Source organism: Streptomyces sp. HPF1205, assembly GCF_020400825.1.
In the GTDB taxonomy this organism is placed as follows: Bacteria; Actinomycetota; Actinomycetes; order Streptomycetales; family Streptomycetaceae; genus Actinacidiphila.
The window spans coordinates 12,522-31,042 of sequence record NZ_JAINVH010000044.1 but is presented as its reverse complement, the minus strand read 5'-3'; the positions used below and the strand labels follow the sequence as shown (position 1 = coordinate 31,042).

The following is an 18,521-nucleotide window of genomic DNA, read 5'->3' as shown; positions in this document are numbered from 1 at the left end:
ACCGGGAGCCGGGCGCTACTGCTTGCCGCCGGTGACGGGCGCGATCCGCGCCGCGACCCAGCCGGAGTCCATCGCGAGCCAGATCGCGGCGCCGGCGTACGGGTTGTCCTTGGTCGGGTAGCCCGTGACGTGGTTGCCGTTGAACTCCTGCTCGTCCTGCGCGTTGAACAGCGGTATCACCGGCATGTCGGCCTTGAAGGCCTGCTCGATCCGGTTGAAGTACGGCTGCTGCTTCGACACGTCGGGCGTGGCCGCGATGGCGTCCAGGGCCGCGTCGACCTGCGGGTTGGAGTAGCCGCCGAAGTTGCCGACCGTGCTGGGCCTGCCGTCCTTCGGGGCGACCCGGCTGTCCAGCATCTGGTCGTAGTAGGAGTACGGCACCGGCGTGAAGCCCTGGCTGCTGATCAGCATCTGGAACTTGCCGCCGTACTGGTCGGCGGTGAACTGGTTGTACGCCACCGCGGTCACGGTCAGGCCGATGCCGGACTTGGCCAGCTGCTGCTTGAGCATCTGCCCGGTGCTGATGTAGTCGGTCCAGCCGGCGACCGTCTCCAGGGTGAGCGACAGCTTCTTGCCGTCCTTGGACCAGGAGCCGTCACCGCCCTTGGTGTAGCCGGCCGCGGTGAGGTATCCGGCCACCTTGTCAGGGGTGTCGAACGCGGCGTCCTTCAGCGACGGGTCCAGCACCGACTGGAAGTTGGGCAGCAGCAGCCCCATCGGGTTGCTCGGCCCGGCCTGCCCGCTGTAGACGGCCTTGCTGATGAAGTCCCGGTCGATCGCGGCGCTGATCGCCTTGCGCACATTGGGGTCCGCCGTCGGGCCGGACCTGGCGTTCGGTATCAGCATGGTGGTCGCCAGCGGCAGGTTGACCAGGTCGAACTTGGGGTTCTTGGCGAGGTAGTTCTTGTCGATGTCGGGGATGAAACCGCCGCCCCAGTCGATCTTGCCGGCCTCGGTCGCCGCGTTCGAGCCGTTGTTGCCCGAGAACGACAGGTAGCGCACCTGCTTGAACTTCGGCAGGCCCTTGAAGTAGTAGTCCGTGCGCGCCTGCAGGGTCATCGACATCGGCTGCACGGACTGCACCGTCCACGCCCCCGTGGCGACCGGGTTCTTGTTGACGATCGTCTTCTTCTGGGCGTCGGGGATCGCGGACCAGACATGCTCCGGCAGCATGTCCACCTTGCCCAGGACGAAGTACTCCTTGGTGTACGCCGACTGTGCGAACTTCAGCACGACGGTGTCGGTGCCGGAGGTCGACACGTCCGTCAGGCCCAGCGCGAACTGGTCGAAGTCCTTGTTCTTCATCGGCAGTTCGAAGGTGTACGCCACGTCCTTGTTGGTGAACGGCTTGCCGTCGTTCCACTTGGCGTCGGGGCGGATCTTGATGGTCAGCGTCTTCCCGCCGTCGGACCAGGTGTACGAGGTGCCCAGCCACGGCTGGACGTCGCCTGCCTTGGCCTGGTTGTAGTGGAACAGCGGCTCGTACAGCAGACCGTGGGTGGGGATGAGCGCGCTCGGTGAGAAGGGGTTGAAGTTCGCCACCAGATTGCCGGTCGTGCCGGTCACGGTGATGACACCGTCGGCCGCCCCTTTGCCCGAACTGCTGCTGCTGCACGCGGCCGTGGCGCCGAGGGCCATGACGGCGCATGCTGCGACGAGGCGGACGCGGGCCGCTCTGCTGACGTTCATCGGATCCCCTTGTTCGGTGGGCGAGGCGGACGGCGGCGGGCACGGCCGGGCGGCCGGTCCTGCGCGGGAGTTACGAGGGCGGCGCCGACCGCGGCGCCGGTGGTGGCGCCGGGCGGGCGCCGGCGACCGGGCACGGGGCGGCCCGGGCAGGCCGACAACGATGTCCGCACACCTGGGACACCGCCGGCGCCGCCGATCGGTCACGCCCGGGGGCGGTTCCGCCGGTCGATGGTCTTCCGCCGTGCGCGGGACGACGGTTGCCACCCTCCTCCCGGGCTCGGTCGGAACGTTCACGGCTCCGGTTCCGGCCGGAGTCGGTTGGCTTCCCCGCCGTGGCCTGTGCCGTGCCGAAAAATTAGAGCCCTCGGAAACACGGTGTCAATACTGCGCACCATTCTCCGGCGCGGGCTCGCACACCCGCTGCCGGTCAAGCGCTCCGCGACCTGAACCGGTTTTCCGAACAACCGCATATGGCCCGACTTCACCGCACCGCGGCGCGGTCCCACCGGTACCCCGGCTGCCCTCGCGAACCCGCTGAGCGACAGGTCCAGGCCACTGATCGCGGCCCAGTGCCCGGTCCGCGGGTCAACGGCGACGTCCTGGCGGGTATCGCAGCCTTGACGCTGAACCGGTCGAGTGATTGCATCCCTGTGCCGACCACGAAAACCGGTCCGTGGAGCCGTCCTCAACCACCCGTTCGGAAGCCGCGCACCGAAGCAGCCCCCGCCCGCGCACGGTGCCGGTCAGCGATTGGGCGGGCGGCCTCGGCGCATCCGCGTGCAATACCGGCCGTACCGCCGGGCCGCGCGGGCACCCCTTGCGAGTGCCGCGCGCACGCCGACCCGCCACCCGTATCCGTCGAAGGGATCACCGCCCATGCTTCGCAACTCCGCCCGGCTCACCGCCGACGGAAAGCCGGTCACCTGGCTCGGGGCCAACTACTGGTCCCGTACCGGCGGCCCGCTGATGTGGCGCTCCTACGACCCGGCGGTCGTGGAGGAGGAACTGCGGGCCCTGCGCGCCCACGGCATGAACGTCACCCGGTCCTTCTACTACTGGCCGGACTTCATGCCCACCCCCTACACCGTGGCCGAGGACATGTGCGCGCGCTTCGCCGACTTCCTCGACCGCCACCGGGCGCTGGGCATGAGCACCATCCCGACCTTCATCGTCGGCCACATGTCCGGCGAGAACTGGGATCCCGCCTGGCGGGGCGGGCGCGACCTGTACTCCGACGTGTGGCTGGTGGCCCGCCAGGCGTGGTTCGCCGGCGAGATGGTCCGCCGCTACAAGGACCACCCGGCGGTCGCGGGCTGGCTGGTGTCCAACGAGATGCCGATCTACGGCGACGCCACCCGGGACCGGGACGCCGTCTCCTCCTGGGCCCAGATCGTCGTGGACGCCGTGCACGCGGCGGGCGGCACCCAGCCGGTCTCGCTCGGCGACGGCGCCTGGGGCCTGGAGAACACCGGCCACGAGAACGGCTTCTCGGTCCGCCACAGCGCGCAGATCTGCGACTTCCTCGGGCCGCACGTGTACCGGATGGAGGACGACCCGGTCCGCCAGCACTACGCGGCCGCCTGGGTCTGCGAACTCAGCGGCACCTTCGGCCGCCCGGTGGTGCTGGAGGAGTTCGGCGTCACCTCCGACTTCGTCTCCGGCCCGAACGCCGCCCACTACTACCGGCAGGTGCTGCACAACAGCCTGCTGGCCGGCGCCACCGGCTGGGTGGCCTGGAACAATACCGACTACGACGACCTGCTGCGCCAGCCGCCGTACCTGCACCACCCCTTCGAGATGCACTTCGGTCTCGTCGACAGGCACGGCCGGCCCAAGCCGCAACTGCTGGAGGTCAAGGACTTCGCCGCGGTCCTGGAGCGGGTCGACTTCGGGCGCACCCACCGCCCGGACAGCGACACCGCGCTGGTGGTCTCCTCCTTCCTGGACACCGAGTACCCCTTCACCCGCCCCGAGGACCGGGCGCACGTCTACTCGGCCGCCCGCCAGTCCTGGGTGGCCGGACGGCTCGCCGACCTCGCCCCGGCGGTCACCCGGGAGAGCGACGGGCTCACCCGCGACGCGCGCCTGTACCTGCTGCCCGCCACCAAGCAACTGCTCGCGCCGACCTGGTACGAACTGGAGGACCGCGCCCGCGAGGGCGCCACGGTCTACGTCTCGTACTGCCCCGGCAGCCACGACGAACAGCGCGGGCCCTGGTACGCGAACCTGGACGAACTGTTCGGCGTCCGGCACCAGTTGGAGTACGGCCTGGTGAACCCGATCGAGGACGACGAGGTCGTCCTCACCTTCACCCGGGCCTTCGGCGACCTCCCCGAGGGGGCCCGGCTGGTGTTCCCCGCCGCGGGCACCGCGAGCAGCAAGGTGTTCCTGCCGGTGGTGCCCGACGGCGCGCAGGTGCTCGCCAAGGACGCCCACGGCCGCCCGGCCCTGCTGCTGCGCCGGGTGGGCGAGGGCGCGGTCGTGCTGTGCACCTACCCGATCGAGCACATGGCGGCGGTCACGCCCCGGGCCAACCCGGAGGACACCAGCACGCTGTACGACGCCCTGGCGGTGCACGCCGGGGTGCGCAGGCCCGTCACCGTCGCCGACTCCCGGGTGAGCGTGGACCGCCTGGTCCACGAGGACGGGCGGACGTTCGTGTGGCTGGTCAGCCAGTCGCGCTCCGACCTGTCCGTCAAGCCGGTCGTCACCGCGGGCTCGCTGCACGAGCTGGACGGCGCACCGGCCGACGCGGTCGCGCTGCCGCCGTACGGGGTGCGCGTGCTGGAACTGCGCCCCGCCTGAGCGCGGGCGGCCCTGCCCCGCCGCCGGCGCCGAAGGCCGTGTCGGCCTGGGCGGGCCCCGCGTGCCGGGTCAGGCGCCGGCGGGCTCCGGGCGCGGCAGGACGCGCGGGGCCACGGCGGCCGCGAGCGTCGCCGTCGCCGAGCAGGCGCCGACGGTGGTCCACGCGACCGGGCCGAGCGGGGTGCAGCCGAAGAAGTGGCTCACCCCGGGGGTCTGCACGATGCCGACGAGCGCGGCCGTGGAGGCACCGGCGGTGGCCAGGACGAGCGGGCTGTGCCAGTCCGTGATGAGGGTCTGGCCCAGCTGCGTGCCCACCAGCGCGGCCAGCCCCATCGTGGAGGCCCGCCGGCCGCGGCCGGTCATCCGGCCGATCTGCCACGCGCCGGTCGCGCCGAGGGCGGTGGCGGTGCCGCGCACGGCCAGCACGCGGGCGATGTCCCGGCCCAGCAGCGAGGGCGCGGGACCGGCGGCGGGAGGCTCCTCGCCCGAGCGCGTGCCACGCGCCGGGGCGAGCGCCACGGCCAGCGCGGGCAGCATGTCGGTGAGCATGTTGACCAGCAGGAACTGGCGGGTGCCAAGCGGGGCCCGGCCCGACAGCGCCGTGCCGAGCACCGTGAACGCCACCTCCCCGGCGTTGCCGCCGACCAGGATGCCGACGGCGTCGCGGACGCTGCGCCACAGGGCCCGGCCCTCGCGCAGGGCGTCCAGCAGGCGAGCCGGATCGGGATCGGTCAGCACCAGGTCCGCGGCGGCGCGGGCGGACGCCGAGCCGTGCGCCGACAGGCCGATGCCGACGTCGGCCAGCCGGATGGCCGCCGCGTCGTTCACGCCGTCGCCCACCATGGCCACCACGTGCCCGGCCCGCCGCAGGTCCTGCACGATACGCACCTTGTGCTCGGGCGACACGCGCGCGAACACGGTGGTGCGGGCCACCTTCTCCACCCGGGCGCGCTCGGGCAGCCCGTCCAGTTCCGGCCCGGTCAGCACGCTTCCGGACTGCGGGATGCCCAGGTCGCGGGCGATGGCGGCGGCGGTCGCCGGATGGTCGCCGGTGATCATGGTCAGGCGCACGCCGGCGTTCGCCAGGTTCTTCACCGCCTCCGCCGCGCCGGGCCGCGCGGTGTCGGCGATGGCCAGGAAGCCGAGCAGGGTCAGGTCCCGCACCAGGGGCGGCACGTCGTCCGCCGACCGTACCGCCCGGCGCGGTTCGGCCTGCGCGACGGCCAGCACCCGCAGCCCGTCGTCGGCCAGCCGCCGCACCAGGCGGTGCGCCGCGCGCAGCCGGGCGGGGGACAGCGGTACGACGGAGCCCGGGCCCGTACCGCCGCCGGCCGCCTCGCCGTTCGCCCCGCCGGTCCCGGAGACCACCGACGCGCAGCGGTCCAGCACGGTCTCCGGGGCGCCCTTGACCGCCAGGCGGGGGCGGCCGTCCTCGGTGCCCGCGGAGGCGGAGTAGCCGCGGCTGGTCTCGAAGGGCAGCTCGGCGGTCAGCCGCCAGCCGTCGTCGGGCGGGCAGTGGGCGGCCGCGGCGTCGGTGACCGTCCGGTCGGTGGCGTGGGTGAAGGCGCGGCCCCCCGTGTCCTGCGGGCAGGCCCGCGCCGCCGTGCGCAGCAAGTGCCGCCCCGCCGGCGTGTCCGGGTCCAGTTCGTGGTCGACGGCGGCCAGGCGGGTCACGGCCAGCCGCCCCTCGGTGAGGGTGCCGGTCTTGTCGAAGCACACGGTGTCCACCCGGCCCAGGGCCTCCAGCACCCGCGAGGAGCGGGTGAGGATGCCGTGCCGCGACAGCCTGCGGGCGGCCGCGGACTGGGCCACGGTGGCGACCAGCGGCAGCCCCTCGGGAACGGCGGCCACCGCGACCGCCACGCCGGAGGCCAGCGCCTCGCGGACCGGCACCCCGCGCAGCAACCCCAGCAGGGTGACCGCGGCCCCGCCGACGCCGACGGACGGCAGCGCCGCCTTGGACAGGGCGGCCAGGTGCCGTTCGATGCCGGCCGGCACGGTCGCCGCCCCCGCCAGCTCGGCGGCCCGGCCGCCCTCGCTCTGCGCGCCGGTGGCGACCACGACGGCGTAACCGGTCCCGGCCAGGACCGTGCAGCCCTGGTACACCATGCAGGAGCGGTCGGCGAGTTCGGCGCCGGGCGTCGCCCGCGGGTCCTTCGTCACCGGCGCGGCCTCACCGGTCAGGCTCGCCTCGTCCACCTCCAGGCGGTCGCACACCAGGATCCGCGCGTCGGCGGGCACGATGTCCGACGGGCCCAGCGCCACGACGTCCCCGGGCCGCAGCTCGTCGGCCCCCATCTTCTCCTGAGGCGCGCCGTCCAGCCCGGCGAAGAACCGCTCCCGGTCCGGGACCGACGCGGCGGAAGGCGGCGTCCAGCGCACCCGGCGGGCGGTGTGCTCCTGCGTCAGCAGCAGGCCGCGCAGCGCCTGTTCCGCCCGCACCCGCTGGGCGCCACTGATCAGCGCGTTGCCGGCCATGACCCCGGCGACCAGGGCGGAATCGACGGTGGAGCCGACGGTCGCGGAGGCCGCGGCGCCGAGCGCCAGCACCGGGGTCAGCGGGTCGCGCAGCTCCTCGCGCACCGCTCCCGGAAGGCGCGCGCCCACCCGGACGGCGGAGGCCAGCCCGGTGATCTCGGCCGCGCGGCCGATGCCGCCGACCAGGGGGGCGACGACGGCGGGCAGCGGGCCGAGCGGCAGGCGGGAGCCGTCCCCGGTCGTCTCGGGCCGGCCCCCGCCGTCGTGAACGCGGCCTTCGCCCTCGTCGCGGCCGCTCACCGTGCTCAGGACGCCGAGCGTCTCCCGCGCGCCCAGCGCGTGCCAGGCACCGCGTACCCGAGCCGGCGGCAGCGGCTGCCCGGCCAGGCCGCGGGCCGTACCCACCCCGCCGAGCTGGGCCAGCAGCGCGGCCCCGTACACCGGCGAGTTGGTGAGGCCGGGGCGGGTGCGGCGGCGGCCCGTGGCGGCGATCAGGCCGCCGAGCGCGGAACCGCCCATCGACAGGTGCGCCGACTTCCCGCTGACCCGGCGCGCGGCCTCGACCGCGGTCAGCACCCGCCAGGCCTGCGCCAGGCCGGGCCCGCACAGCAGATCCGCCGACCAGCACACCGGTCGTACGGTCCCGGGCCGCGGCAGCAGCCCCACACCGACGTCCGCCGCGGCCAGGGCGTGGTCGTCGGCGGGAGTCACCACCAGGACGACCTCGCCGCCCTCCTGCAGCCGCCGCACCTCCTCGGCCACGTCCGTGCCTGCCGGGACCACCCGGTCGGCCCAGGGCAGCAGTTCGGCGACTCCCGTGTGCTCGGTGAGCAGCAGACGGCTGCCGCCCGAGCGGGCCGCGCCCACGAGGGCGTCGCAGAGCGGGTCCAGGTCGCAGCCCACCAGAACGAACCCCTGGCGGCGGCCGTCCGCGCCGTACAGGTCCAGTGGCAGCCCCGCCGGGTCGTCGGGCGGCCGCGTGTCGGCCCCCGGGGCGCGCACCAGCCGCCAGCCGTTCCCGCCCCACGGCCCGCGGCCCGCGAGGTCCGCCAGGCGGCGGCCGGCCAGGGCGTCGTGCGCGGCGCTCCACACACCGGCCTCGTCCAGGTCGCCGGCCGCGGTGGCCGACAGCAGCCGGGGGCGGTCGGTGCACAGCGCGGCCGAGTCGATGACGACCGTCGTCACCCGGTCCAGCACCCGCAGGGCGCCCGAGTCCAGCGGCACCACACCGCCGCGGGCCAGGTCGCGGCCCAGCCACGCGCAGAACGCCTCACGCCCCATGGCCGCCGCCTTGGGCGCGGTGGCCAGGATCGCGTGCGCGGCGGCGTCGGCGCTTCCCGTCGCCGCCAGCAGCCCGCCCGCACCCACCAGCGCGGCCAGCGACGTCAGGTTCCCGCACTTTTCCACCGGCCCGTCGGGCAGCGGCGCCGGCCGGGGCGGCCGTTCGCCGACGCGAGGGCGCAGGCCGGCGCCGCCGAGCACCAGCTCGTGCTCCCGGCGGTCCCAGACCGTGCGCCGCTCCTGGATCTCGGCCAGGTGCCAGATCCGCTGGAGCGCGTCGAGGGCGACCGGCGCCACGCCGTCGGTCAGCGCGTGCACCAAGGCGCCCGACAGCGCCAGCACCGCTTCCGCGTTCGGCGCGCCGAGCCGCTCCCGCAGCAGGTGCCGCACCCGCGGCTGGGTCTGCGCGAGCACGACCGGCACGCGCAGCGCGACCGGGAAGGAGGGCAGCGGGGTGATCTGCCGGGCCGCGGCCACCGCGAGCCCCAGGCAGTCGGCGACGAGCGACGCCTTGGCCAGAGCCGCGGGACCGGACTCGAACGGAAGCGGCGGCCGCGTCCCCGCGAACCCCTCGTCACCGCTGCCGTGCGCCTCCTCCACCTGCTCCACCAGGTCGAGTACGTCGTCCAGCGCGACCTGGTCCTCGTCCAGTTCGACCACCACGTGCCCGAGCACCGCGTTGACCTCGGCCCACCGCACCCCCTCCACGGCGCGCACCGCCCGGGTCAGATCGCGGCTCAGCCGCTCGTGCCCCTCGCCGTGACCGGTCATGCCGCGCACCTCGATGTGCGCCCTGCCGGTACGGGTCCACACCCGGCGCCGCTCGCGCCGCCGCCCCGCGTCCGCCAGGACCGCCGCGGCTTCCGCCAGGTCCCCGGGCACGCTCCCCAGGGCGCGGCCCGCGCGGCCCATCGCGTGTCCGCCGCGGCGCAGCAGCACGCCGCCCGCGTCCACCAGGGCCGGCACCGCCGGCACGCCGGCGTTGCGGAACGCACTCAAGGACGTCAGCGCACTCAAGGACGACAGCACCGGGCAACCCCCGTTCCAGCCTCCGAAGCCGACACCGGCGCCCGCGCCGGACCGGCACGGCGGTCGACGGCGGCATCGGTGACGCCTGCGCGGACATCTGCGGCGACAAAGAGAATCTAAGCCATAAAAGGGATAATCCTGGGAAGCGGGGCGGGATTCGCGTCGAAGAGGGCCAGAGGAAGGAATCGCCATGACGACCCCCACCAAGCGGACGACGGGCAAGGCCGGCAAGGCACCCGGCAAGCGGACGCCGCGCGGCAAGGCACCGGCCACGAAGGCGTCGACCACCAAGGCGCGGGCCACCAAGGCGCCGTCCGGCGCGAAGGCGTCGTCCGCGTCCAAGGCGTCGACCGCATCGGACACCAAGGCGCCGGACACGAAGGCCCGCGCCCGGCGCGCGGGCGGCGGCGGACACGCGCACCTGCATCCGCCGCACCCGCACGACGTCACCATCACCCTGCCGGTCGAACGCGCCACCGAAGCCGCCAAGAAGGCGGTCGCCGTACCGGTCGTCACCGCGCAGAAGGTGCTGCCGGCCAAGGGCGGACTGCCCCTCTACCTGGGGCTCGGCGCCCTCGGCGTGGCAGGGGTCCTGGAGTGGCCGGTGGCTGTCGGCATCGGCGTCGGCTACGCGGTGCTGCGCCGCGGGGGCGCGGTCGGCCCCGCCGACGGTGCCGCCGACGGCCACTCCGGCCGCGCCGCGAAGTAGGTCCCCGCGCCCGCCCCGGGCGGTTGCGCCCGCCGGCGGGCCGCCCGGGCCGAGGGCTCGCCCGGCCCGCCACCCGTACCGCCACCCGTACCGCCGTCGCCGGTCCGGCGACGGCGCTACGCGTTCCCGGTCCGCCGCGCCCATAACAGTGGCGGCGGACCGTCACCCCGTACGGGCACGGGTCGTCACTTGGCGCGGGACCGCCACTCCGACTGGGCCTTGTTCAGCTGGCCGGCGAGCGTGTCGAGGAAGTCCTTGGCGCTCGTGCGGCCCAGCAGCACCTTCTGGAAGGCGGGCTCGTTGTCCGACTTGCTGATGGTGTTCCAGTCGGGCAGGTAGTACGGAAGCTGCACGATCGTGGTCCTGCCGCCGAACAGCGCGTCGGCGGCCAGCCGGGTCGGCTCGGAGCTTTGGACCCAGGCGTCCTTGGCGGCCTCCGTATTGGCCGGGATCTGTCCGGCCGACTCGTTCCACTTGCTGTTGGACTCGTGCGAGGCCGCGAACTCGATGAACTTCCAGGCCGCGGCCTTGTTCTTGCTCGGCTTGAACAGGGCCAGGCCGTCGACCGGGTTGGAGACCATCACCCGGCTGCCGTCGGGCAGCGTCGGATCGGGCAGGCCGCGGAACCTGCCCGCGCCGAGCGCCTTCACGTGGTTCTGGTACGAGCCGAGGTTGTGGTTGAGCATGCCGATCTGCCCGGAGTCCCACTGGGCGACCATCTTGGTGAAGTCGTTGTTGAGGTCGGCCGCCGGGGTGTCCTTCTTGTACAGGCCGGCGTACTTCTCCAGCGCGGCGACGTTCCTCGGGTCGTTGACGGTCGTCCTGTCCCCGTTCCAGAACTGCGTGATGCCGGACTGCCCGTACATCGCGTCCAGCGCCTGCGCGATGGAGCCGGCGCCGCCGCGGATGGTGTAGCCGAACCTGTTGCGGCTGCTGTCGGTGAGCTTGTCGGCGGCCTCGAAGAACTTCGGCCAGGTGGTGGGCGCGTCGAGCCCCGCGGCCTTGAACAGGTCGGTCCGGTAGTACAGCACGCCGTTGTTGACGGAGGTCGGGACGGTGTACATCGTGTCGCCGCCGGCCGCCGACTCGACGCTCTTGATCAGCAGCGGGTTGATCCTGCCGCTCAGCGAGCTCTTGGCGTAGCGCCGGTCGAGCGGGTCCAGTGCCCCCTGCGCGGCGATCCCGGCGAGCATCGCCGTCCCCACGACGCCGACGTCCGGCAGCCCCCCGGCCTGGATGGCCGTGTCGAACTTGGACTGGGCCTCGGTCTGGGGGATGCCGACGTACTTCACCTCGATGTCGGGGTACTTCTTCTCGAAGTCCCCGATGATCTGCTTCCACACCTCGGTGCGGACCCCGCCGTTGCTGTCCCAGAACGTGATCCGGCCCTTGCCCGACCCCTCGTCGCCCTTGCCGCCCGAGGAGCCGCCGCTGTCCCCGCAGGCCGTGGCGGTCAGCGCGAGGGCCGCGGTCAGGGCGAGAGCCGCCGCCGCGCGAGGGCGGCCCCTGCCCGCCGAGGATAGAAAGCGCTTGCTCCGAAGGCGCGTCATGGTGGCTCCCAAAAGGACGAACGGCGCCCGACCGGCCCTTGCGGGGGCCGGTCGCCGGCGTGCGGACACGGGTGCACCCCGGGGCCGGCCGCCCGACCGGGGTCGGGCACGCTGTCGCGGAGCCGGTACGGGTGCGGTGCGGGTGCGCCGGGTGGGCGCCGCGGCGCACGCGGCGGCCGACCCCGGGCTGGAACGTACTTCATATATGACGTACGAAGCGGGTCACCGACGAAGGTAGGAGGGGGCGCTCGCATTCGTCAACGGCGGTTGCGAAATTGGGGGGTGGCCGCCGCGACGCGAGCCCCGCGGACGGGTGTTGACGCGGGGAGGCGGTTCCCGGGCGGATTTCGTCCGGGCTGTTGACCGATCAGGGAGGCGGCTCTTACCGTCGACCCATTAGTCGGCGCGTCATATATGAGACGCCATACGCGATATCTGAGGCCCTCATGACCTCCGTCCCCGCCCCGGTGCCCTCCCGTACGCAGTATGTGCTCGAAGGCATCAAGCACGGCATCCTCACCGGTCGACTCCGGCCGGGGCAGGCATTGGTCGAGACCGAGCTGGCCGCGCGCTTCGGGATGTCCAAGACGCCCGTACGCGAGGCGCTCAAGACACTGGCCGGCACGGGCCTGGTGGTCATGAGCCAGTACAAGGGCGTCACCGTCCGCCTGGTGGACGCGGGGATGGCCCGGGACGTGTACGACGTGCGGCTGCTGCTGGAACCCGAGGCGGTGCGCCGGGCGGTGCGGCGGGGCGCACCGCTCGACGCGGCCGCCGAGGCCCTGCGCCGAGCGGACCGGGCCACCGACCCCGCCGAACGCTCCCTGGCCAACCGGGAGTTCCACGGCGCCCTGTACCTGCCGTGCGGCAACCCGCTGCTCGGCCGGATGCTCGACGAGCTGAGGGACCAGGCGGCACTGGTCTCGACGGTCGCCTGGGCGGCCGAACCGTCGTGGGAGCGGGAGGCCGACGAGCACCGGGTGATCCTCCGGCTGTGCCTGGACGGCGACGCGGACGGCGCGGCCGGCGCGCTGCGCGCGCACATGGCGTCGTTCGTGCGACGGGCCTTCCCCGAGACCCAGGAAGAGGACGATCAGGCATGACAGCGACGTATCCGACCCGGACCTACCAGGCGCAGCGGGCGGCGCTGGCCGACGTGGTGGCGATCCCGGTGACGCCGTTCGCCGAGGACGGCACCGTCGACCGCGACGCCCACCGGATCCTGCTGCGCCGCCTGCTCGACGGCGGCGTACGGGTCCTGACCGCGAACGGCAACACCGGCGAGTTCTACGCCCTGACCCCCGGCGAGCGGCGTACCGTCACCGAGCTGACCGTCGAGGAGGGCGCCGGCCGCGCCACCGTGGTCGTCGGCGTCGGCCACGACGTGTCGACCGCCGTCGCCGCGGCCCGGCACGCGCGCGACGCGGGCGCGCAGATGGTGATGGTCCATCAGCCGGTGCACCCCTACGTCTCCGAGGCCGGGTGGGTCGACTACCACCGGGCCGTCGCCGAGGCCGTCCCCGACCTGGGCGTCGTACCGTACGTCCGCAACGCCCGGCTGACCGGCGCGCGCCTGGCCGAGCTCGGGCAGGCGTGCCCCAACGTCGTCGGCGTGAAGTACGCGGTACCCGACGCGGCCCACTTCGCCGCCTTCGCCCGCGACGCCGGCCTGGACCGCTTCGTGTGGGTGGCAGGCCTCGCCGAGCCGTACGCCCCCTCGTACTTCTCCGCCGGCGCCACCGGCTTCACCTCCGGGCTGGTCAACGTCGCCCCGTCGCTGCCGCTCGACATGCTCAGGGCGCTGCGGGCCGGCGACTACCCGGCGGCGATGAGAGTGTGGGAGCGCATCCGCCGCTTCGAGGAACTGCGCGCCGCGCACGGCTCCGCCAACAACGTGACCGTGGTGAAAGAGGCCCTGGCCTGCCTGGGACTGTGCCGCCGCGACGTGCGCGTGCCCAGCAAGGTGCTGCCGCCGGCCGAGCGCGCCGAGGTCGCGGCGATCGTGGCCGGGTGGTCCATATGACCGCCCGCCGCCCCGAGGACCTGCGCAGCCACCAGTGGTACGGCGCCGGGGGAGTGCGCTCCTTCAGCCACCGGGCCCGCACCCGCCAGCTCGGCTACCTGCCCGAGGAGCACCTGGGCAAGCCCGTCATCGCGGTCCTCAACACCTGGTCGGACATCAACCCCTGCCATGTGCACCTGCGCGAGCGGGCCCAGGCGGTCAAGCGCGGGGTGTGGCAGGCGGGCGGCTTCCCGCTGGAGTTCCCGGTCGCCACGCTGAGCGAGACCTTCCAGAAGCCGACCCCGATGCTCTACCGCAACATGCTCGCGATGGAGACCGAGGAACTGCTGCGCTCGTACCCCGTGGACGGCGCCGTGCTGATGGGCGGCTGCGACAAGTCCACGCCCGCGCTGCTGATGGGCGCGGCGAGCGTCGACCTGCCGGCGGTGTTCGTGCCGGCCGGCCCGATGCTGCCGGGACACTGGCGGGGCGAGGTCCTCGGCTCCGGCACCGACATGTGGAAGTACTGGGACGACCGGCGGGCCGGCCTGATCGGCGACTGCGAGATCGCCGAGCTGGAAAGCGGCCTCGCGCGCTCGCCCGGGCACTGCATGACCATGGGGACCGCGTCCACCATGACCGCCGCGGCCGAGGCGCTGGGGGTCACCGTGCCCGGCGCGTCCAGCATCCCCGCGGTCGACTCCGGACACGAGCGGATGGCGGCCGCGGCCGGGCGGACCGCCGTCGACCTGGTGAACAAGGACCGCAGGCTGTCCGCGATCCTCACCCCCGAGGCGTTCGAGGACGCGGTGACCACGGTCCTCGGCCTCGGCGGCTCGACGAACGCCGTGATCCACCTGATCGCCATGGCCGGCCGCGCCGGCATCCGTCTCACCCTCGACGACTTCGACCGCGTCGCGCGGACCGTGCCGGTGCTCGCCAACGTCCGCCCGGGCGGCCGGAAGTACCTGATGGAGGACTTCCACTTCGCCGGGGGCCTGCCCGGCTTCCTGTCCCGGATCCCCGACCTGCTGCACCTGGACCGGCCCACCGTCGCGCACGACACGCTGCGCGAGCAGCTGGCGTCCGCGCGCGTGCACGACGACGACGTCATCCGCCCCCGCGGCAACCCCGTCGCCCCCGAGGGCGGCGTCGCCGTCCTGCGCGGCAACCTGTGCCCCGACGGCGCCGTCATCAAGCACATCGCCGCCGAGCCGCACCTGCTCAAGCACACCGGACCCGCGGTCGTCTTCGACGACTACCGGCAGATGCAGCGGACCATCAACGACCCGGAGCTCGGCATCACCGCGGACAGCGTGCTGGTGCTGCGCAACGCCGGCCCCAAGGGCGGCCCCGGCATGCCCGAGTACGGGATGCTGCCCATCCCGGACCACCTGCTCAAGCAGGGCGTGCGCGACATGGTGCGGATCTCCGACGCGCGCATGAGCGGGACCAGTTACGGCGCGTGCGTGCTGCACGTGGCGCCGGAGTCGTACATCGGCGGACCGCTGGCCCTGGTGCGCACCGGCGACCTGATCACCCTCGACGTCGCGGCCCGCAGCCTGCGCCTGGAAGTGGACGACGACGAACTGGAGCGGCGCAGGGCGGGCTGGACCCCGCCGCCGGTGCGGTACGAGCGGGGCTACGGCGCGCTCTACAACGAGCAGATCACCCAGGCGGACACCGGCTGCGACTTCGGCTTCCTGGCACGGCCGGGTCACGTGCCCGACCCCTACGCCGGCTGACCCCCGCGCGGGCCGCCCCCGCGCCGGCCGTCCCGTCCGACCGCGGCATCCGGCCGGGACGCCCGCCCGCACCCGTGCAGAAAGCGCTTGCGGCCCGCTCGTCCCCCCACCCGCCCGGAACCCAGAACGGAGCAAGGTCATGGCCCACACAGCAGCCGTGGCGGAACCACCGCCGCGGCAGGCCCGGGCGCCCCGGCGGCGCCGCGCGGGCACGACGCCGCGCCGGCTGCCGTACCTGCTGATCGCGCCGGCCGCCCTGCTGATGCTGGGCTTCATCGCCTACCCGGTGGCCGACGTCTTCTACTACAGCCTGCGGCACTACAACCCCACCAAGCCGTGGCGCAACGGCTTCGCGGGCCTGGGGAACTTCAGGACGGCACTCACCGACGACCCCCAGTTCTGGTCCTCGCTCGGCTTCACCTTCAAATGGGTGGCCGTCGAGGTCGCGCTGCAACTGCTGCTGGGGCTCGCGCTGGCCCTGCTGATCAACCAGACCTTCCTCGGCCGAGCCGTGGCCCGCGCCATGGTCTTCTCCCCGTGGGCGGTCTCCGGCGTCGTCACCTCGACCGTGTGGCTGCTGCTGTACAACTCCCAGACCGGCATCACCCGTTATCTCGCCGACATGGGCGCCGGCTCGTACGGCACGTCCTGGCTGTCCGACACCGGTACCGTCTTCCTGGCCGCCGTCGTCGCGGAACTGTGGCGCGGCGTCCCCTTCTTCGCGATCCTCGTCCTCGCCGACCTGCAGTCCGTGCCCAAGGACCTGTACGAGGCCGCCGAGGTCGACGGGGCGGGCCGGGTGCGGCAATTCCTGCACATCACACTGCCGCATCTGAGGGACGCGATCGTGCTGGCCACGCTGCTGCGCGCGGTGTGGGAGTTCAACAACGTCGACCTGCTCTACACACTCACCGGCGGCGGCCCGGCAGGCGAGACGACCACGCTGCCCCTGCGCATCGCGAACATCGCGGTGAACTCCCACGACTTCGGCTACGCCAGCGCGCTGACGTCCGTCGCTTTCGTGATCCTGCTGTTCTGCTCGATGGTCTATCTGCGGCTCAGCAAGTTCGGGGGTGACGAGCGGTGATCACCGGGAACGCCCCCGCCCCCGCGTCCGCCGCCGCTTCCGCGGCCCCGCCCGCCGCCCCCGTACCGCCCGCGCGCCGCCGCCGTGCCTGGGACGAGGTCCCCCGCTGGCAGATCTACCTCCCGCTGGGCCTGTACCTGCTCTTCACGCTCGTCCCGTTCTACTGGCTGCTGCTGTTCGCCCTGCGGCCGGACGGCTCCACCTCGCTGCTGCCCTGGCCGGTCACCTTCGACCACTTCCGGAAGGTGTGGACCGACCGCAGCTTCGGGATCTACTTCGAGAACAGCGTGATCGTCGGTGTGGCCACCTTGGTGATGACCACCGTGGTGGCCCTGGCCGGCGGCTACGCGCTCGCACGCTTCACCTTCCGCCTCAAGCGCGCCTTCATGCTGGCACTGCTGTGCTCGCAGTTCATCCCGGGCGCGCTGATGCTCGTACCGCTGTTCGAGATCTTCGCCAAGCTGCGGATGATCAACTCGCTGGGCAGCGTGGTCATCGCGGAGACCGTCTTCCAACTGCCGCTGTCGCTCATCCTGATCAGCGGCTTCGTCAGGAACGTCCCCTACTCCCTCGAGGAGGCCGCCTGGGTCGACGGCTGCGGCCGGATGCGCGCCTTCCGGATCGTGGTGCTGCCGATGCTGCGCCCCGGCCTTGTCGCGGTCGGTTCCTTCGCGTTCGTGCACAGCTGGAACGCCTTCCTGTTCGCCCTGATGTTCCTCAGCGACCCGGACAAGCAGACCATCCCGGTCGGCCTGAACACCCTCATGGGCGGCGACAGCGTCGACCTCGGCGCCCTGGCGGCCGGCGGTGTGATCGCGGCCGTCCCCGTCGTCCTCGTCTTCGCCTTCATCCAGAAATGGCTGATCAGCGGGTTCAGCGCGGGGGCGGTGAAGGGATGAGCGATTCGGTGGACACCCCTGCCGCCGCCGTCCGCGGCCCCTCGCCCCGCCTCCCCGTTCCCCTCGTCCTCGCCGGCGCGCGGGGCCACGGCCGCCGGCACCTGGCCAACATCCGCCGCCTGCAGGCGAAAGGCCTCGTGCGGCTCGCCGGCGTGTGCGAGCTTCAGCCGCTGGACGAGCGGGAACTCGACGGCTTCGGTCCGGTGGCGCAGTCGGCCGACCTCGCGGCGCTGCTGGAGGACACCGGCGCCGCCGTCGCCGTCGTCTGCACACCCATCGCCACCCACACCGAGCTCGCGCTGACCGCGGCCCGGCGCGGAGTGCACCTGCTGCTGGAGAAGCCGCCCGCACCCTCCTGGGCGCAGTTCCGGCGGATCGCCGACGGCGTGGCGGCGGCCGGCGTGGCCTGCCAGATCGGCTTCCAGTCGCTCGGGTCCGCCGCGCTCCCCGCGATCCGGCGACTCCTGGCCGACGGCGCGATCGGGGAGGTCACGGGCATCGGCGCGGCGGGCGCGTGGGCGCGCGACGAGGCCTACTACCGCCGCGCCCCCTGGGCGGGCCGCCGCCGTCTCGACGGCGCGGACGTGACGGACGGAGCCCTCACCAACCCCCTCGCGCACGCCGTCGCCACCGCCCTGGCACTCGACGGCGGCACCGGCGGCGGCGACGTGGCCGCGGTGGAGACGGAACTCTTCCGCGCCAACGACATCGAGGCCGACGACACCTCCTGCGTACGGATCACCACCACGCGCGGGAGCACCGTCGTCGTCGCGGCGACCCTGTGCGCGCAGGCCCCCGGCGAACCGTACGTCCTCGTCCACGGCAGCCGCGGCCGTATCACGCTGTGGTACAAGCAGGACCGCGTCCTGCTCCAGCGAGCCGGGCACGGTCCCGGCGAGGTCGTGCACGGCCGTACCGACCTGCTGGAGAACCTCGTGGCGCATCTGACCCGGCGCGCCCCGCTGCTGGTCCCGCCCGAGGCGGCCGGCGCGTTCATGAAGGTCGCCGAGGCCGTCCGGCGGGCCCCTGACCCCCTCGCGCTGCCCGAGGGCGCCTGGCGCCCCGCGACGGGCGAGGACGGCACGCCGCGCAGGGTCGTGCCCGGCATCGACGCGGCGGTGGAGGCGGCGGCCGAGCACCTGCGGCTGTACTCCGAACTCGGTGTGTCCTGGGCGCTCACCGGCCGGGCGCGTTCGGCCACCGGCGGCTGATCGGCCGGGGGCGCGCCGGGCCGCGCCGGCGCGTGA

The 18,521-nt window shown here is 73.6% G+C and carries 11 protein-coding genes; 8 read left to right on the top strand and 3 right to left on the bottom strand.

Annotation, left to right across the window (positions count from 1 at the left end; translation table 11 throughout):
* Window positions 1–15 precede the first annotated feature (15 nt).
* Window positions 16–1,689 (bottom strand): ABC transporter substrate-binding protein, encoded by a 1,674-nt coding sequence (locus tag K7G61_RS32410; protein WP_225850702.1) that lies wholly within the window; start codon window positions 1,687–1,689, stop codon window positions 16–18.
* 876 nt (window positions 1,690–2,565) lie between these two features.
* On the opposite strand from K7G61_RS32410, the gene K7G61_RS32405 reads away from it, so the two are divergent.
* On the top strand, window positions 2,566–4,494 hold the full coding sequence (locus tag K7G61_RS32405) for a cellulase family glycosylhydrolase (RefSeq protein WP_225850700.1): 1,929 nt from the start codon (window positions 2,566–2,568) through the stop codon (window positions 4,492–4,494).
* A gap of 69 nt (window positions 4,495–4,563) precedes the next feature.
* Here the strand turns inward: K7G61_RS32405 and K7G61_RS32400 are convergent, their stop codons facing one another.
* Entirely contained in the window at window positions 4,564–9,252 is a 4,689-nt protein-coding gene (locus K7G61_RS32400) for a cation-translocating P-type ATPase (protein ID WP_225850698.1), read from the bottom strand.
* 220 nt (window positions 9,253–9,472) lie between these two features.
* On the opposite strand from K7G61_RS32400, the gene K7G61_RS32395 reads away from it, so the two are divergent.
* A complete protein-coding gene (locus K7G61_RS32395; RefSeq protein WP_225850696.1) occupies window positions 9,473–9,991 on the top strand; it encodes a hypothetical protein in 519 nt (172 codons plus the stop codon).
* Window positions 9,992–10,176: 185 nt separating this feature from the next.
* Here K7G61_RS32395 and K7G61_RS32390 read toward each other — a convergent pair whose 3' ends face one another.
* Complete coding sequence (locus tag K7G61_RS32390) at window positions 10,177–11,541, bottom strand: sugar ABC transporter substrate-binding protein (protein ID WP_225850694.1); 1,365 nt, start codon at window positions 11,539–11,541, stop codon at window positions 10,177–10,179.
* Window positions 11,542–11,987: 446 nt separating this feature from the next.
* On the opposite strand from K7G61_RS32390, the gene K7G61_RS32385 reads away from it, so the two are divergent.
* The 6 genes from K7G61_RS32385 to K7G61_RS32360 all read left to right on the top strand — a co-directional run bounded on the left by K7G61_RS32385 (window position 11,988) and on the right by K7G61_RS32360 (window position 18,485).
* Window positions 11,988–12,644: a GntR family transcriptional regulator gene (locus tag K7G61_RS32385; RefSeq protein WP_225850693.1), complete on the top strand. Its 657-nt coding sequence runs from the start codon at window positions 11,988–11,990 to the stop codon at window positions 12,642–12,644.
* On the top strand, window positions 12,641–13,564 hold the full coding sequence (locus K7G61_RS32380; protein ID WP_225850692.1) for a dihydrodipicolinate synthase family protein: 924 nt from the start codon (window positions 12,641–12,643) through the stop codon (window positions 13,562–13,564). Before K7G61_RS32385 ends, K7G61_RS32380 begins: the two co-directional genes overlap by 4 nt.
* Window positions 13,561–15,288: an L-arabinonate dehydratase gene (gene araD / locus K7G61_RS32375; protein WP_225850691.1), complete on the top strand. Its 1,728-nt coding sequence runs from the start codon at window positions 13,561–13,563 to the stop codon at window positions 15,286–15,288. The genes K7G61_RS32380 and araD overlap by 4 nt, the downstream gene beginning before the upstream one ends.
* A gap of 139 nt (window positions 15,289–15,427) precedes the next feature.
* Window positions 15,428–16,375 (top strand): carbohydrate ABC transporter permease, encoded by a 948-nt coding sequence (locus tag K7G61_RS32370; RefSeq protein ID WP_225850690.1) that lies wholly within the window; start codon window positions 15,428–15,430, stop codon window positions 16,373–16,375.
* Window positions 16,372–17,274 (top strand): carbohydrate ABC transporter permease, encoded by a 903-nt coding sequence (locus K7G61_RS32365; RefSeq protein WP_225850689.1) that lies wholly within the window; start codon window positions 16,372–16,374, stop codon window positions 17,272–17,274. Before K7G61_RS32370 ends, K7G61_RS32365 begins: the two co-directional genes overlap by 4 nt.
* Complete coding sequence (locus K7G61_RS32360) at window positions 17,271–18,485, top strand: Gfo/Idh/MocA family protein (protein WP_225850688.1); 1,215 nt, start codon at window positions 17,271–17,273, stop codon at window positions 18,483–18,485. Before K7G61_RS32365 ends, K7G61_RS32360 begins: the two co-directional genes overlap by 4 nt.
* Window positions 18,486–18,521: the final 36 nt, after the last annotated feature.

What these genes read in the sequence shown, in the direction of transcription:
- K7G61_RS32410 (WP_225850702.1), bottom strand. Translation starts at nt 1,689, where the DNA reads ATGAACGTCAGCAGAGCGGCCCGCGTCCGCCTCGTCGCAGCATGCGCC.
- K7G61_RS32405 (WP_225850700.1), top strand. Translation starts at nt 2,566, where the DNA reads ATGCTTCGCAACTCCGCCCGGCTCACCGCCGACGGAAAGCCGGTCACC.
- K7G61_RS32395 (WP_225850696.1), top strand. Translation starts at nt 9,473, where the DNA reads ATGACGACCCCCACCAAGCGGACGACGGGCAAGGCCGGCAAGGCACCC.
- K7G61_RS32390 (WP_225850694.1), bottom strand. Translation starts at nt 11,541, where the DNA reads ATGACGCGCCTTCGGAGCAAGCGCTTTCTATCCTCGGCGGGCAGGGGC.
- K7G61_RS32385 (WP_225850693.1), top strand. Translation starts at nt 11,988, where the DNA reads ATGACCTCCGTCCCCGCCCCGGTGCCCTCCCGTACGCAGTATGTGCTC.
- K7G61_RS32380 (WP_225850692.1), top strand. Translation starts at nt 12,641, where the DNA reads ATGACAGCGACGTATCCGACCCGGACCTACCAGGCGCAGCGGGCGGCG.
- araD (WP_225850691.1), top strand. Translation starts at nt 13,561, where the DNA reads ATGACCGCCCGCCGCCCCGAGGACCTGCGCAGCCACCAGTGGTACGGC.
- K7G61_RS32370 (WP_225850690.1), top strand. Translation starts at nt 15,428, where the DNA reads ATGGCCCACACAGCAGCCGTGGCGGAACCACCGCCGCGGCAGGCCCGG.
- K7G61_RS32360 (WP_225850688.1), top strand. Translation starts at nt 17,271, where the DNA reads ATGAGCGATTCGGTGGACACCCCTGCCGCCGCCGTCCGCGGCCCCTCG.